The following is a 13,990-nucleotide window of genomic DNA, read 5'->3' on the forward strand; positions in this document are numbered from 1 at the left end:
GTGGGACCCGCTGACCGGAGGAGCAACTGATGACCGAGCCGTGGCAGGAGCCGAGGACCGACGCCCGGTGGTACGCCGCCGACGAGGAACTCCTCGCCGGGGTGGAGAAGCTCCGTTTCTTCCCCCAGGTGGCCGAACACGGGAAGGGGTCTGTGCTCACGACGCCCGAAGGTCGGGAGGTGCTCGACCTCAGCGCCAGCTGGACGGCGACGGGTCTGGGCCTGGGGCACCCCGACGTGGTGGAGGCCGTGAGCCGGGCAGCAGCGCACCCGCCGGGCGGGTCCCTGCTCTCAGGAGCCCACCCGGGCGCGGTCGGCCTCGCCCGGGACCTGCTCGACCTCGTGCCCACGCGCGGTGACGATCGGCAGGTGTACCTCGGTCACGCCGGCTCGGACGCGAACGACGTCGCTGTCGCCGCGACCCGTCACGCCACCGGGCGACGACGGATCGTCGCCTTCAAGGGCGGGTACCACGGCGGGATCGGTCGGTCCCGGGGAGTTTCCGGCGTCCACGTGGAGGCAGGCGTGGAGGCGGAGGAGGGCCTGACACTCGTGCCCTACCCCGATCCCTACCGGCCCTGGTGCCCTGGCGACCTGCTCGAGCGCAGCCTTGCGGTCGTCGCGGATGCGCTCGCAGCGGGGGACGTGGCTGCGCTCATGGTGGAACCGGTGCAGTGCGACGGTGGCGTGGTGCTTCCGCCGGACGGGTTCCTCACCGGTCTGCGTGACCTGGCCGACGAGTACGGCGCACTGCTGGTCGTCGACGAGGTGAAGGCCGGCCTCGGGCGGACCGGGCACCTCCTGGCCCACCAGCACGAGGACGTCGTGCCGGACCTGGTCACCCTCGGCAAGGCGCTCGGGAACGGCCTCCCCCTCTCCGCGGCGGTCGGGCCGACGAGCACGCTGGGGGAGCCGGTGGCCAGTGCCCTCATGACGACGGTCGGCAACCCCGTCTGCTGCGCTGCGGGCCGGGCGGTGCTGGGCCTCCTGCGCGACGGGGCCATCACGGAGCGGGCCGTGCACGCCGGGGAGCGGGTGCGTGATCTGCTGCGGGAGCACGCAGGCTCGGGACGGCCGGGCGCTGGTGCCGTGGGTGACGTCCGGGGGCGGGGGTTGCTCATCGGTCTCGAGCTGGTGGTGCCCGGCACCACCGAGCCCGATCCGGAACTGGCGGCAGCGACCAGTTACGCAGGGTGGCAGCACGGGGTGGTGGCCTACCCGGTGCGGGGCAACGTCCTGGAGATCACACCCGCCCTCACGATGACGGCCGACGAGCTGGAGCGCGCGGTCGGTCGCCTGCTGGACGCCCTTGACTCGGCGGCTCGTGGTGAGGTCGACCCGGCCGTCCTGCGGGCATACTCCGGGTGGTGAACACGGCCCCATCCCCGATCACTGTGCCACCGGCCCCTCAGGGTCGGACTGGTGCCTCGACCACCCGAGGAGTCCCACCGATGCACCCCGACCACGCGTCTGGCCAACACGACCACCACGAGTGCGTGAATCACTTCGACGAACGCGCGGCCGACTGGGACGAGAAGCCCGGCAAGCGGGAGGAGTCGGTCCGCATCGCCGAGGCGGTGGCCTCCGCCCTCCCGCTGCAGGGCGACGAGCGCCTGCTGGAGTACGGCGCGGGCACCGGGTTGGTGGCCACGGCGCTCGCGGACCGGGTCGGTCCGGTGACGCTGGCCGACGCCTCCACCGGCATGGTCGAGGTGATGCGGCAGAAGGCCGCCGCCGGGCAGCTGCCGGGCGGTGCGCGCGTGTGGCAGCTCGACCTCACGCGGGAGGAGTCGCCGGCCGAGCAGTTCGACCTGGTGGTGTGCAGCCTGGTGCTGCACCACCTGCCGGACGTGCCGCCGGTGCTCACGGCCCTGCGCGGTCTGCTGGCCGCCGACGGCCAGCTGGCGGTGCTGGACCTGGACAGCGACCCGGACGGGTCGTTCCACGCCCACCTGGACGACTTCGACGGTCACCACGGGTTCGACCGCGAGCAGCTGGCCGTGTGGTTGGCCGATGCCGGCTTCGTCGACGTGGACGTGCGCGACGGCACGACCATCAGCAGGCCCGACGGCGACTACCCCGCCTTCCTGGCCACCGCCCGCCGGGAGGACTGAGCCCGATCAGGCGATGAGCTGCACGCCGGCGGCGGCGAGCAGTCCGAAGGCGGTACCCCACAGCGTGATGCTCACGCACTGCCAGACGATGACCGCCCGGCGGTCGGCGCCGAGGCCCACCATGAGCGCCGAGGTGATCTGGCTGGGCAGCATCGTCTGCCCGAGCAGGGAGACCCCGGGGACGCCCCAGCGGTCGAAGGCCCGGCGGAACCGGGCCCGGCGCGGGCTCTCGTCGGCCGCGTCCGCCGCCACCAGGTCACGGCCCTTGCCGGCCAGGCTGACGATCACCACCATCGAGAGCGCGTTGCCCACGATCGCCACCGGGATGGCCGCCGCGGGGTGCAGGCCGGCCATGACGCCGATGACCGAGCCGAAGTAGCTCTCGACGAACGGGATGGCGCTGACCAGGGCGACGCCGGCCCACTGCAGCGCGGGCGGCAGTCCTTCGGTGAAGCTCTGCAGGCTCTCCAGCACGGTGACCTCCGGGGGAGTCGGGATGGTGCCCCCAGCCTCACCCCGCGCCGGCCGTGCGGGTGGTGAGCGAGGGCACTCGTCGCACCCCGGCTCCTCACGGGTGACAGGTGACGGATGTCAGGCGCTGCGGCCGTGCGGCCGGGCTCACCGGGGCCGTGCAAGGTCGACGCGCTCAGATCCACCCCTTGGTGCGGGCGACCCGGGCGGCCTCGTGCCGGTTGGAGGTGCCCGTCTTGGCGACGGCCGCCGAGAGGTAGTTGCGCACCGTGCCCTGCGACAGGTGGGCGCGCTGGGCGATCTCCTCCACCGGCGCCGCGTCCGCCGAGAGCTCCAGCACGTCGGCCTCGCGGGCACTCAGCGGGGAGGCCCCGGCGGCCAGGGCGTCGGCCGCGAGCTCCTGGTCCACGTACCGGCCGCCCTCGGCCAGCGTGCGCACGGCCTCCACCAGCGAGCGCCGCCCCACGGTCTTGGGCAGGAACCCGCGCACCCCGTTCTCCAGGGCGCGCTTGAGGTACCCGGGCCGCCCGTGGCTGGTGATGATCAGGCTGGCGGCGTCCGGCTGCTCCTGCGCCAGGTGCACGGCCAGGTCGATGCCGTTGCCGTCGGGCAGCTGCAGGTCCAGCAGGGCGACGTCCACCTGCGTGCTGCGCAGCACCGCGTGGGCCTCGGTGACGGAGCCCGCCCGCGCCACCACCTCGAGGTCGTCCTCCAGGGACAGCAGCGAGGCCAGCGCCTCGCGGATGAGGGTCTCGTCCTCCACCAGCAGCACGCGGATCGTGTCGCCGGGGGAGTGCTCGTCGGTCGTGCGGCGCGGGGTCATCGGGCCTCCAGGGTGGGCAGCTCCGCGGTGAGGGTGAAGCGGTCGGCGGCGCGGTCGGTGGTCACCCGGCCACCCGCCCGGGTCACGCGCTCGCGCAGCCCGGTCAGTCCGGTCCCGGCCCCACCGTGCCCGGCGCCGGTGGAGTCACCGCGGGGGCGGTCGTTCGTCAGGTCCAGCCGCACGGCAGCCTCCTGCGGGCTCACGGCGAGTGTCACCTGTCGGGCGTCGGAGTGGCGCAGGATGTTGGTGACGCCCTCGCGCAGCACCCAGCCGACGGCCTCGGCGGTGGCGGCGGGCCAGTCCTCGTGCGGCCCGAGGCGCTCCTCACCGTCGACCCGGACCTCGGCCCCGGAGGACCGGAGCAGGGCCACTGCACCGGTGAGCTCGGTGGTCGGGTCCATCTGACGGTACCCGCGCACCACCCCGCGCAGGTCGCTCAGGGCGTCGTGGGTGACGCCGCGCACGGCGTCCATCTCACGGGCAGCGGCCTCCCCGTCCCCGCGCCGGGCGAGCTCGGCGGCCAGCTCGCTCTTGAGGGAGACCACCGAGAGGGTGCGGCCCAGCACGTCGTGGAGGTCGCGGCTGAAGCGCAGTCGTTCCTCGGCCACCGCCAGGTCCGCCGCCACCTGGTGGTGTTGGCCCTGCCGGCGCACCACGTCCATGCTCCACGCGCTGAAGTAGCCGATCACCAGCCCCAGGGTCGTCATCAGCGCGGACAGCGCCATGAGCGGACCGAGGAGGTCCGGGTGGGCCAGCGAGGCCAGCAGGGCCCCCGCCACCGGCACCAGGCTCAGGGGCGCGCTCCAGCGCCAGTGCACGGCCAGCCCCAGCACCGTGGCCAGCACCAGGAGGACGTAGCCGAGCACGGGCAGCCCCTGTCCGGGGTCCTGGCCCCAGGCCGGAGCCACCGCCAGGACCAGGGAGGCTGCCACGGCGCCGACGACCGGAGCCCAGGACGCGCCGGTCGTGCGCCGCTCCTCGCGCAACGGGAGGGCGTCCCGGGTCAGCCAGACCGAGCACGCCAGCAGCACCCCCAGCCCCGGGAGGACCACCCAGCGCACGGTGGGCAGGGTGGCCCAGGCCATGAACGCCGCGATGCCCAGGAAGAACACCAGCACGCACGCCATCGAGACCCGCGAGTACAGGGCGAACTGGCGCACGGCCCGGTCGGTGGCCGTCCGGAAGCGAGGGGTGGGAGCGCGCCGGGTCAGCATGGGCACATCCTGCCTGCCGGGCTCACCCGGCCGACGCCCCACCCGGCTGAGGAACAGGCTCACGGGCCCTGACGTTCTCCTCCGGGGTCCGCTGCGAGCGCGGGCCCGTGCCCGGCCTGCAGGAGGCGTCCATCAGCATCCCCACCGCACCGGGCGCCACCCCCGGCGGCCCACCGCCCGGTCGCGGCGCCCGCCGCATCAGCGCGACCGACCGCGCCCAGCTGCGTGAGCGCCCGGTCGACCACCGTCGCGTCGCCGTGCTCTTCCGCCCGCACCGGCGCGCCCTGGCGCTCGTCACCCTGCTCATCGTGGCTGCCTCCGTGGTCTCCATGGCGCAGCCCTTCCTCGTGCGCGAGGCGGTGGACGTCGCCATCCCACGGCAGGACGTCCCGCTGCTGCTCGCGGTGGTCGGCGGCATGGTCGGGGTCGCTGCGGTCACGGCGCTGCTCGGCGTGGTGCAGACCTGGGTGGCCTCGCGGGTGGGCCAGGAGGTCATGCACCACCTGCGCACACGGCTGTTCACCCACCTGCAGCGCCAGTCGTTCGCGTTCTTCACCCGGTCCCGGGCGGGAGAGGTGCAGTCGCGCCTCATCAACGACGTCGGTGGCATGCAGGGCGTCGTGACGACCACGGCCACGTCGATCGCCAGCAACCTCACCACCGCCGTGGCCACGCTGGTGGCGATGTTCGCGCTCTCCTGGCGGCTGGCGCTCATCTCGCTGGTGGTCGTGCCGCCCGCGGCGTGGCTGACGCGCACCGTGGCGCTGCTGAGGCGGAGGATCACGGCCCAGCAGCAGGCGGGGCTGGCCGAGTTGCACCACCGCATCGAGGAGGGGCTGAGCGTCAGCGGCATCCGGTTGGCCAAGACACTGGGCACCACCCGCCGTGACGCCGAACGCTTCGAGGAGGTGAGCCACGGCCTCATCGACCTGGAGATGCGCAGCCAGCTGGCGGGGCGCTGGCGCATGGCCAGCATGCAGATCGTCTTCGCGGCCGTGCCCGCCGCCATCTACCTGGCAGCCGGGCTGCCGGCCACCTCCGGGGGCATGACCATCGGCACCCTCATCGCCTTCACCACGCTGCAGGCCGGCATCTTCCGGCCGCTCATGGGCCTCATGAACGTCGGCGCGCAGGTGGTCAGCTCGATGGCGCTGTTCAGCCGCATCTTCGAGTACCTCGACCTGGAGCCCGAGGTGGCGGCCCCTGCCGACCCGGTGGAGCTCGACCCCGCGTCCGTGCGCGGCGACCTGCGGCTGGAGGCGGTGAGCTTCCGCTACGAGGGCGGAGACCGCGACGCCGTGCACGAGCTCGCCCTCACGGTCCCGGCCGGTCGGTCGGTGGCGCTCGTGGGGCACACCGGGTCCGGCAAGTCGACCGTGGCCTCGCTGGTGGCGCGGCTGCACGACCCGACCTCCGGGCGCGTCACCCTCGACGGGGTGGACCTGCGCGACCTGGACCCCGAGGCCCTCGCGGCGGTCGTCGGCGTGGTGAGCCAGGAGACCTACATGGTGCACGCCAGCATCCGGGAGAACCTGCTGCGGGCCGCCCCCGACGCCACCGAGGCCGAGCTCTGGCGGGCGCTCGCGGCCGCCCAGGTGGCCGACCTCGTCGCGTCCCTGCCCGACGGCCTGGACACCCTCGTGGGCTCCCGCGGCTACCGGTTCAGCGGCGGGGAGCAGCAGCGCATCGCCATCGCCCGCACCGTCCTGCGCGACCCGCCCGTGCTGGTGCTCGACGAGGCGACCAGCGCGCTGGACAACGAGACGGAGCGGGCCCTGCAGACCGCGCTGGACGGCCTGGCGCAGGGGCGCACGACCCTCACGATCGCGCACCGGCTCTCGACGGTGGAGCAGGCCGACGAGATCGTCGTGCTCGACGAGGGGCGGGTCGTCGAGCGCGGGACGCACGCCGAGCTGCTGGCCCGCGGGGGCGTCTACGCCGAGCTCGCCCTGGCGGGCTGACGGCTCAGAGGGGAGTCGCGCCTCCGGTCGGGGCGTCGGGGCGCTGCCACTGCGGGTCGCGGCCGATGAAGGCCATCAGCCGGTCGACCGGGTCCTCGCTGCCGGTCTCCACCGCGGGGCCGTACTGGCCGGACTGGCGCAGCATCCCGTCGATCGGCTGCATGCCCTCCAGCAGCTGCTCGGCGTAGTCGGGCTCCAGGTCCGCCTTCGCGCCGGTGGCCCGGGCGAGGTCCCAGGTGTGCATGTAGATGTCGGAGACGTAGAGGTCGCCGGTCATCTCGGCGATCGTCTGCCCCGCGAACGGCCCGTCACCCAGCACGATGGTGGAGCGCTCGCTGTCGTCCAGCAGCTCCTGCACGTCGTCGGAGCGCTGGCGCCACGCGGTGGCCGGGTCGGCGTCCGGGTCCCGGTCGGGCAGGTCCACGTCCACCCAGTTCTCCAGCACGGACTCGTACCAGTCGATGAGGTGCTCCACGATGTCGCGGGCCCTCCACTCCTTGACGGGGGTGGGCACGTCCCAGTCGGTCACCTGGTCGGCCACCTCCGCGAAGGCTCGCGAGAAGCGGGCGTGCAGGCCGGATTCGAGACTCATCATGACCTCCGGGTCGTCGGGGCTCGCTCGTGTGGGTCCCCATGATGCCGTGTCCCGATGCTCCGTCGCGTGTCGCCTCCGGTGGCGTGAGCAGGAGCCACCGGGACTGCGCGACCGTCGTCCACGGCACGCCCGGCGTTCATCCCGCCCTCACCGTGCGGTCACACCGTGTTGCTTCACTCCGCGCGTACATCCCTCTCTCCCCCTGGAGTACGTCATGCGACCCCTGTGTCCCGCCCTCCTCGTCTGCGCGACCGCCCTGACCGTCACCGCCCCTGCACCCGCGGTGGCCGCACCCGGGGGTGGCTCGACGTCGACGACCGCCCCCGCACCGGTGATGGGCCAGGCACCCCTGCCCCTGGGTGCACCCGGTCTGACCGAGCACCGTGACGTCCGGCAGCTGGCGCCCGGTGTCACCCAGACCGTCATCGAGCGCGGGGAGGAGGACGCTCCGCAGCAGTGGGTCGTCGAGCTCGCCATCCCAGTGGGGCAGGAGACCCGCCCCGTGTCCAGCCGCGCATACGCTGACGCAGTAGTCGCCGACCTGGCGGCGCACGGCATCGACGCCGAGGCCCAGCTGGTGCGTCAGCAGGGGGCGGTCGACGTGCCCGACGGCCCCCTCGGCTACCGCGTCCGTCTTACCGACGTCGTGGACACGGAGGCGCAGGCCGAGTCGGCGCTCGCCGAGGTCGAGGCGACCGGTCACGAGGGGCGTGTGTGGAACGCGGGGTGGGACGGCGGGACGGCCACGAGGGGCCACTGGACGGTGCGTGTCCTCACCATCGACCCCCGTACCTTCACCGGTGACCTGGAGGCCACCTTCGGAGCCGACCTGCAGCGTCGTGAGAAGACCTCCGAGCTGGCCGCGGGGGCCACGGCGGCCGTGAACGGTGGGTACTTCGTGTTCGACCGGGCCCACGGAGCCGAGGGCGACCCGGCTGGTGTCGGCCAGTACGACGGCGAGGTGCTCAGCGAGCCGGTGGGGGAGCGCCCGTCGATCTCCTTCGATGCCGATGCCAGCGAGGTCTCCGTGGAGCGTCCCCGGTGGGGCGGTACGGCGACCGTGGCCGGTCAGCCGCTGTTGCTCGACGGGGTCAACCGGGTGCCGGGCACGGTGCGGAACTGCGGCGGCCACGGAGACCGGCCGACCGATCTGCCGGTGCACGACACGACCTGCACCGACGAGGACGAGCTCGTCGTCTTCACCGAGCAGTGGGGCGGTTCCACGCCTCGCGGAGCGGGGCGCGAGGTGGTCCTCGATGCCGCATCCGGTGAGGTGCTCGCGGTGAGGGACGGCCGGGGAGCCACGCCCCGGCCCGGTCAGTACGTCGTCCAGGCCACCGGTGATCGGGTGGGCGAGCTGGCCGGGGTGTCCGTGGGGGACCGGCTGCCTGTGAGCACCGGCCTGCTGGGCGCGCCCGGCATGGCGCGTGACGGTGCCATGGCGCTCTCGGGCGGGCCGGAGCTGGTCCGTGACGGGCGGGTGCACGTGACCCTGGCGCAGGACGGCTTCGTGCACGCCGGCAATCCCTCGTTCCAGTACGGCTGGGTGCTCCAGCGCAACCCGCGCACACTCGCCGGTGAGGACTCCGAAGGGCGTCTGCATCTCATCACCATCGACGGGCGCCAGCCCGATGAGCTGGGTGCCTCCATCCCGGAGGCGGCTGCAGTTGCCCGGTCCCTGGGGCTCCAGAGTGCGGTGAATCTGGACGGTGGCGGTTCGACCACGATGGTGGTGGACGGCAAGGTGGCCAACGAGCCGTCCGACGAGGAAGGGGAGCGCGCCGTCGGCGATGCACTCGTCATCACGGCGCCCGAGGGCGGACCCATCGTCGACACGGGCCGCATGCCGGCTGACCGCCGCGTGGAGCTCGGTGCCGTCGGCACCGGCCTGATGCTCGCGGGGGCTGCCACGCTGCGGGTGGCCAGGACGCGTCGCGAGGCCTGAAACAGCCGAGGTCCGTCTCCTCGCTGTGGCCACTGTCCCTTCGCGGCAGTGGCCACAGTGTCGTCGTGGCGGCTGTCGGGATGACCTACGGTGGGCGCCGACGCGGGGTGCCCTGTCCGGGCTGAGATCACACCCGTGGAACCTGATCTCGTTGACACGAGCGGAGGGACGTCATCGTGCAGAACCCACCCGGCCCCGCGGACCCGCGGAGCGCGCCGACGGCACCCAGTGGGGCGGAGGTTGACGGCCGGCCCGCGCCGACTGCCGACGAGCTGGCCACCACCTGGGAGGACGTGCGCACCCGTTCACCGCTGGTGCAGTGCGCGACCAACCGGGTGGCCATGACCCTGAGCGCCAACGTGCTTCTGGCCGCGGGGGCCTCCCCGGCGATGGTGGACACGCCCCGCGAGGCACGGCACTTCGCCGGAGTGGCCGACGCCCTGCTGGTGAACCTGGGCACCCCCACCGAGGAGTCGGTGCTGGGCATCCAGCAGGCCGTGCGCGGCGCCCGGGAGGCCGGCACGCCGTGGGTGCTGGACCCCATCGGCGCCGGTGGGCTGCCCTGGCGCAGTGGTGTGGCACAGCGTCTGCTGGAGCAGGGGCCGACCGTCATCCGGAGCAACGCCTCGGAGGTCATCGGCCTGGCCGGGGGGACCGGTGGCCGGGGTGCGGACAGCACCGCTCGCCCGGAGGACGCGGTCCCGGCCGCGCAGGAGCTGGCCGGGCGGACCGGCGGCGCCGTCGCGGTCAGCGGGGCGGTGGACCACCTGGTCGACCCCGCCCGGCTGCTGCGGCTGCCCCACGGTGACGAGATGCTGACCCGCGTCACGGGCGCCGGCTGTGCCCTCGGTGCCCTGGTGGCCGCATGCACCGCCTGCACCGATGACCCGCTGCGTGCCGCCGCGACCGCGACGGCCGCCTACGGCCTGGCCGCCGAGCGTGCCGCCGGCGCCTCCCGCGGACCGGGCACCTTCGCGGCCGCCCTGCTCGACGAGATCTGGAACCTGACGCCCCAGGAGGTGGCTGACGATGTCTCCCTCTGAGACCGCCGCGGGAACCGAACGCCCCGCGCTCGACCTGACCCTGTACCTCGTCACCGACACGGCCCGCTGCGGTGAGCGTGGCGTGCCGGCGGTGGTGCGCGAGGCGGTGGCCGGCGGCGTCACCTGCGTGCAGCTGCGTGACAAGGAGCTGGACGACGAGGCCTTCGTGCACCTCGGGCTGGAGGTGCGCGAGGCCCTGGCCGGCACCGGCGTGCCACTGCTGCTGGACGACCGCGTGCACCTGGTGCACCGCGTCGGCGCCGACGGCGTCCACATCGGGCAAGAGGACATGCCGCCGGTCATGGCACGGCGCGAGCTGGGGCCGAACGCGCTCATCGGGCTGTCCACCCACTCGGTCGAGGAGGTGCGGGCCGCCAACGAGCTCCCCGAGGGCACGCTGGACTACATCGGCATCGGGCCGGTCTGGCCCACGCCCACCAAGGCGGCGCACGCCCCGGCCATCGGGCCCGAGGGCGCGCGGGCGATGCGCGCCGCGAGTCGCCACCCGGGCGTCGCCATCGGCGGGATCTCGCTGGACAGCCTCGCCGAGCTGCGGGACACCGGCGCCGAGGGCATCGCCGTCGTGCGGGCCCTCTGCACGGCCCCGGACGTGCGCGTGGCCACCAGCGCCTTCCGGGAGGCGTGGCGGTGAGCGCGCCGACCGTGCTGTCCGTCGCCGGGTCGGATCCCTCGGGCGGCGCCGGCATCCAGGCCGACCTCAAGACCTTCAGCGCCCTGGGTGCCTACGGGTGCGCGGCCATGACGGCGCTGACGGCGCAGTCCACGCAGGGGGTCACCGGCATCCACGCGGTGCCTCCGGAGTTCGTGCGCCAGCAGGTGACCACGCTGGTCGACGACGTGCGGCTCGATGCGGTGAAGATCGGCATGCTCGGCACGGTGGAGGTGGCCGAGGCGGTCGCCGGGCTGGTGCGTGAGGTGCTCCGGTGCCCGGTGGTGCTGGACCCGGTGATGGTCTCCACGGCCGGTTCGCGGCTGCTGGACGCCTCCGCCGTCGAAGCGGTGTGCGCCCTGGCGCCGCACGTGGACGTGGTGACGCCGAACGGGCCCGAGGCTGCCGTGATGCTGGGGGTCGACGGGGCGCGGGACGTGGACGAGCAGGTGCGGCAGGCCGTCGAGCTGCAGTGCCGCCTCGGGACGCGGGTGCTGCTCAAGGGCGGTCACCTGCCCGGCGACCCGGTGGTGGACGTCTGGGTCGACGAGGGGCAGGTGCACACCCTCGACGCGCCGCGGGTGCACACGGGGAACACCCACGGCACCGGGTGCACGCTCTCCTCGGCGATCGCGGCGCTGTACCCGCAGCGCGACGGGTGGCTCGAGGCCGTGACCGACGCCAAGGCCTGGCTCACCGAGGCGCTCCGCCACGCGGACGAGCTGCAGGTCGGGCACGGGGCCGGGCCGGTGCACCACTTCCACACGATGTGGTGAGGGGCGCGTGGTCCTGCCCGGCCACGGGCTCGGCCGGGTGAGCCGGCGCCCGTTCGTCTTCCGCTCGGTCTGGCACGAGGCCCGCGATCCCGACGAGGTCTGTGCCCGGTGGGCGGACCCCGTCGCGTACCCCGACTGGTGGGTGGGCGCGCGCTCGGTGTGGCTCACGGGGGAGGGCCGTGGGGAACTCGTCGTGCGCGGCCTGCTGCCGATCTCGTGATCCGCCAGGGCGCCAGGCGCTGTCGCCTCCTGGGTCGAACCTCCCGTGCCGGCCGCCGATCCCGGCCGATTCAGCGTGTCCCATCCAGAGCCCCGGATTGACGCCACCCCCGTTCCATGGTTCATTACTCAAGTAACTAACCAAGGAGGTGTGCGGTGGAGTCGTTCGACGACCGCACGCCCATCTACCTGCAGATCGCCGAGCGCATCCGCCGTGATGTGGCCGCGGGCGAGTTGGGGGAAGGGGACCAGGTGATGTCGACCACGCAATACGCAACGACCCACCGCATCAACCCCGCGACGGCCGGCAAGGCGCTGTCCCTGCTGGTGGACGAGGGTGTGCTGGAGAAGCGCCGCGGGGTGGGCATGTTCGTCACCGCCGGCGCCCGCGACCGGGTGCTGGCCACCCGCCGCGAGGCCTTCTGGGGCGAGGTGTTCGACCCGGCCCTGGCTGAGGCGCGGACACTCGGCATCGACGCCGAGGCGCTCGTCGCGCGCATCGCGGACCGGCTGGGGGACAAGCCGTGAGCGCCGGCTGGCAGGTCGACCTGCGTGGCGTCACCCAGCGCCCCGGTGGGAACACCGTGCTTGACGGCGTGGACGTCACCTTCCGTCCCGGCGTGATCACCGGTCTGATCGGGCGCAATGGGGCGGGCAAGTCCTCGCTGCTGCGCCTCGTGGCCGGGCTCCGCCGCCCGGAGTCCGGGCAGGTCCTCGTCGACGACGCCCCGGTCTGGGAGGACGCGACGCGCACCCGTGACGTGCTCTACGCCGACGCCCTCAGCCCTCTCATGGGTGGCGAGAAGTCCGGTCCCTCGCTCTCCATGGTGCGCATGCTGCGCCCCGGGTGGCACGAGCCGACCTTCACGCGCATCACCGAGCGCTTCGGTGTGCCCCTGAACCGGCGGCCCGACAAGCTCTCCACCGGCCAGCGGGCCGCGCTCTCGCTCGCGGTCGCCCTGGCCTCCCGTACTGAGGTCACCCTGCTGGACGAGGTCCACACCGGCCTCGATGCCGTGGCCCGCCGGTGGCTGGTGGAGGAGCTCCTCGCCGAGTACACGGAGCGCCCCCGCACCATCGTGCTGTGCAGCCACCTGCTGGACGAGGTCGAGGACCTGCTCGAGGACGTGGTGGTCCTGCACGGCGGTCGGGTGGCCGCGGCCGGGTCGGTCGACGACCTGCGTGCCGCCCACACCCCCGAGGGCGGCCGGCTGGCCTCCCTCACTGACGCCCTCGCCGACCTGACCGGAGACGACCGATGAGTACTTCCACAGCACCCGTCCCGCGTGGGGCCAGCTCGCCCCGCCCAGCCGACGGCGCACGTTCCGGCCGCCCGCAGTGGCTCGACGTCTCCCTGTGGTGGGTCCGCCGGACCCTCCTGGACTGGGCCCTGGGGTTCCTGCTGATCATGGCGGCCGCGGTCCTCATCGTGGTGGCCATGGAGGTGAGGGGGCACTTCGACACCGAGCCCCTCTACTGGTTCCTGTTCGCGTGCCTCACGGTGGGTGCCGTGGCTGCGGTGATCGGAGCGCTCGCCACCCGGTCCAAGCCGCTGGTGCGGGCCGGTGCGACGCGGGGGTCGGTCATCGCCGGCCACTGGGCGATCGTGCTGGTGGCAGTGTTCCTGTGGGGCGTGCTGATCGGGCTTGCCGTGCTGGCCGAGCCGCGGCTGCCGGAGGAGGCCATCGGCGCGCTCGACCCGCTCCGGAACTGGCTCGGGGCGCTGCCCCTGTTCCTGACGCTGGCGGTGGCCGTGGCGGTCGTGCTCCGGTTCGGCTGGGGTGGTGGTGTGCCGGTGCTGCTCGTCTGGTTGGTCCTGCTGCCGTCGGTCTTGCCTGCGCTGGGTCTGCCCGCGGCAGTCGAGGAGCTCGCCTGGCCGGGGGTCACCCTGGTCTCAGGGGCTGACTACGAGCCCTCGGGCGAGCTCACGGGTCCTGCCGTGTGGATCGTCGGCGCTCTGAAGGTGGCCCTGCTCGGCATCGTGCACTGGTTGCTGATGCGCCGCATGCCCGTGGACTGAGCGGGGCAGAGCACGAGTGGTCGGTGAGCCGGTCGGCGGGGGCAAGGGGGGCCGGGTGATCGAGGTGGCCCGCTCCGGCCCCCTGCCCGGCCACGGGACCCGTCCGAAGGGCTACCGGGTGTCGGTCCGGCCTCGCTGCC

The 13,990-nt window shown here is 73.7% G+C and carries 15 protein-coding genes and 1 riboswitch; of the genes, 11 read left to right on the top strand and 4 right to left on the bottom strand.

Annotated features, from left to right (window positions below; all coding sequences use genetic code 11):
* The first annotated feature begins 29 nt into the window (after positions 1–29).
* Together ACY8FT_RS11235 and ACY8FT_RS11240 are read left to right on the top strand one after the other, a co-directional pair.
* On the top strand, positions 30–1,370 hold the full coding sequence (locus tag ACY8FT_RS11235) for an aspartate aminotransferase family protein (protein WP_462418975.1): 1,341 nt from the start codon (positions 30–32) through the stop codon (positions 1,368–1,370).
* Positions 1,371–1,495: 125 nt separating this feature from the next.
* On the top strand, positions 1,496–2,113 hold the full coding sequence (locus tag ACY8FT_RS11240) for a class I SAM-dependent DNA methyltransferase (RefSeq protein WP_462418976.1): 618 nt from the start codon (positions 1,496–1,498) through the stop codon (positions 2,111–2,113).
* 6 nt (positions 2,114–2,119) lie between these two features.
* Here the strand turns inward: ACY8FT_RS11240 and ACY8FT_RS11245 are convergent, their stop codons facing one another.
* From ACY8FT_RS11245 to ACY8FT_RS11255, 3 genes are all read right to left on the bottom strand, one after another.
* A complete protein-coding gene (locus tag ACY8FT_RS11245) occupies positions 2,120–2,587 on the bottom strand; it encodes a hypothetical protein (RefSeq protein ID WP_462418977.1) in 468 nt (155 codons plus the stop codon).
* A gap of 172 nt (positions 2,588–2,759) precedes the next feature.
* Positions 2,760–3,407, bottom strand: a complete 648-nt coding sequence (locus ACY8FT_RS11250) for a response regulator transcription factor (RefSeq protein WP_462418978.1) — start codon at positions 3,405–3,407, stop codon at positions 2,760–2,762.
* Positions 3,404–4,621, bottom strand: a complete 1,218-nt coding sequence (locus ACY8FT_RS11255) for a sensor histidine kinase (protein ID WP_462418979.1) — start codon at positions 4,619–4,621, stop codon at positions 3,404–3,406. Before ACY8FT_RS11255 ends, ACY8FT_RS11250 begins: the two co-directional genes overlap by 4 nt.
* Before the next feature lie 107 nt (positions 4,622–4,728).
* On the opposite strand from ACY8FT_RS11255, the gene ACY8FT_RS11260 reads away from it, so the two are divergent.
* Positions 4,729–6,582 (top strand): ABC transporter ATP-binding protein, encoded by a 1,854-nt coding sequence (locus tag ACY8FT_RS11260; protein WP_462418980.1) that lies wholly within the window; start codon positions 4,729–4,731, stop codon positions 6,580–6,582.
* Positions 6,583–6,586: 4 nt separating this feature from the next.
* Here the strand turns inward: ACY8FT_RS11260 and ACY8FT_RS11265 are convergent, their stop codons facing one another.
* Positions 6,587–7,174: a maleylpyruvate isomerase family mycothiol-dependent enzyme gene (locus ACY8FT_RS11265; protein ID WP_462418981.1), complete on the bottom strand. Its 588-nt coding sequence runs from the start codon at positions 7,172–7,174 to the stop codon at positions 6,587–6,589.
* A 217-nt stretch (positions 7,175–7,391) separates the two neighbouring features.
* Between ACY8FT_RS11265 and ACY8FT_RS11270 the strand changes: the two genes are divergently transcribed.
* The 8 genes from ACY8FT_RS11270 to ACY8FT_RS11305 all read left to right on the top strand — a co-directional run bounded on the left by ACY8FT_RS11270 (position 7,392) and on the right by ACY8FT_RS11305 (position 13,850).
* Entirely contained in the window at positions 7,392–9,122 is a 1,731-nt protein-coding gene (locus ACY8FT_RS11270; RefSeq protein WP_462418982.1) for a phosphodiester glycosidase family protein, read from the top strand.
* 93 nt (positions 9,123–9,215) lie between these two features.
* Positions 9,216–9,308, top strand: a riboswitch (TPP riboswitch).
* The gene (thiM, locus tag ACY8FT_RS11275; protein ID WP_462418983.1) at positions 9,299–10,165 is read left to right on the top strand and encodes a hydroxyethylthiazole kinase; all 867 of its coding nucleotides are present in this window, start codon (positions 9,299–9,301) and stop codon (positions 10,163–10,165) included. It overlaps the preceding riboswitch by 10 nt.
* Positions 10,152–10,817: a thiamine phosphate synthase gene (thiE, locus tag ACY8FT_RS11280; protein WP_462418984.1), complete on the top strand. Its 666-nt coding sequence runs from the start codon at positions 10,152–10,154 to the stop codon at positions 10,815–10,817. The genes thiM and thiE overlap by 14 nt, the downstream gene beginning before the upstream one ends.
* A complete protein-coding gene (thiD, locus tag ACY8FT_RS11285) occupies positions 10,814–11,611 on the top strand; it encodes a bifunctional hydroxymethylpyrimidine kinase/phosphomethylpyrimidine kinase (protein ID WP_462418985.1) in 798 nt (265 codons plus the stop codon). The genes thiE and thiD overlap by 4 nt, the downstream gene beginning before the upstream one ends.
* A 7-nt stretch (positions 11,612–11,618) precedes the next feature.
* A complete protein-coding gene (locus ACY8FT_RS11290; protein WP_462418986.1) occupies positions 11,619–11,831 on the top strand; it encodes an SRPBCC family protein in 213 nt (70 codons plus the stop codon).
* A gap of 155 nt (positions 11,832–11,986) precedes the next feature.
* Positions 11,987–12,358, top strand: a complete 372-nt coding sequence (locus ACY8FT_RS11295) for a GntR family transcriptional regulator (protein WP_462418987.1) — start codon at positions 11,987–11,989, stop codon at positions 12,356–12,358.
* The gene (locus tag ACY8FT_RS11300; protein WP_462418988.1) at positions 12,355–13,092 is read left to right on the top strand and encodes an ATP-binding cassette domain-containing protein; all 738 of its coding nucleotides are present in this window, start codon (positions 12,355–12,357) and stop codon (positions 13,090–13,092) included. The genes ACY8FT_RS11295 and ACY8FT_RS11300 overlap by 4 nt, the downstream gene beginning before the upstream one ends.
* Entirely contained in the window at positions 13,089–13,850 is a 762-nt protein-coding gene (locus ACY8FT_RS11305) for a hypothetical protein (RefSeq protein WP_462418989.1), read from the top strand. Before ACY8FT_RS11300 ends, ACY8FT_RS11305 begins: the two co-directional genes overlap by 4 nt.
* Positions 13,851–13,990 lie beyond the last annotated feature (140 nt).

The sequence above is a fragment of the Kytococcus sp. Marseille-QA3725 genome, assembly GCF_054950055.1.

What these genes read in the sequence shown, in the direction of transcription:
- ACY8FT_RS11235 (WP_462418975.1), top strand. Translation starts at nt 30, where the DNA reads ATGACCGAGCCGTGGCAGGAGCCGAGGACCGACGCCCGGTGGTACGCC.
- ACY8FT_RS11250 (WP_462418978.1), bottom strand. Translation starts at nt 3,407, where the DNA reads ATGACCCCGCGCCGCACGACCGACGAGCACTCCCCCGGCGACACGATC.
- ACY8FT_RS11255 (WP_462418979.1), bottom strand. Translation starts at nt 4,621, where the DNA reads ATGCTGACCCGGCGCGCTCCCACCCCTCGCTTCCGGACGGCCACCGAC.
- ACY8FT_RS11265 (WP_462418981.1), bottom strand. Translation starts at nt 7,174, where the DNA reads ATGAGTCTCGAATCCGGCCTGCACGCCCGCTTCTCGCGAGCCTTCGCG.
- ACY8FT_RS11270 (WP_462418982.1), top strand. Translation starts at nt 7,392, where the DNA reads ATGCGACCCCTGTGTCCCGCCCTCCTCGTCTGCGCGACCGCCCTGACC.
- thiE (WP_462418984.1), top strand. Translation starts at nt 10,152, where the DNA reads ATGTCTCCCTCTGAGACCGCCGCGGGAACCGAACGCCCCGCGCTCGAC.
- ACY8FT_RS11305 (WP_462418989.1), top strand. Translation starts at nt 13,089, where the DNA reads ATGAGTACTTCCACAGCACCCGTCCCGCGTGGGGCCAGCTCGCCCCGC.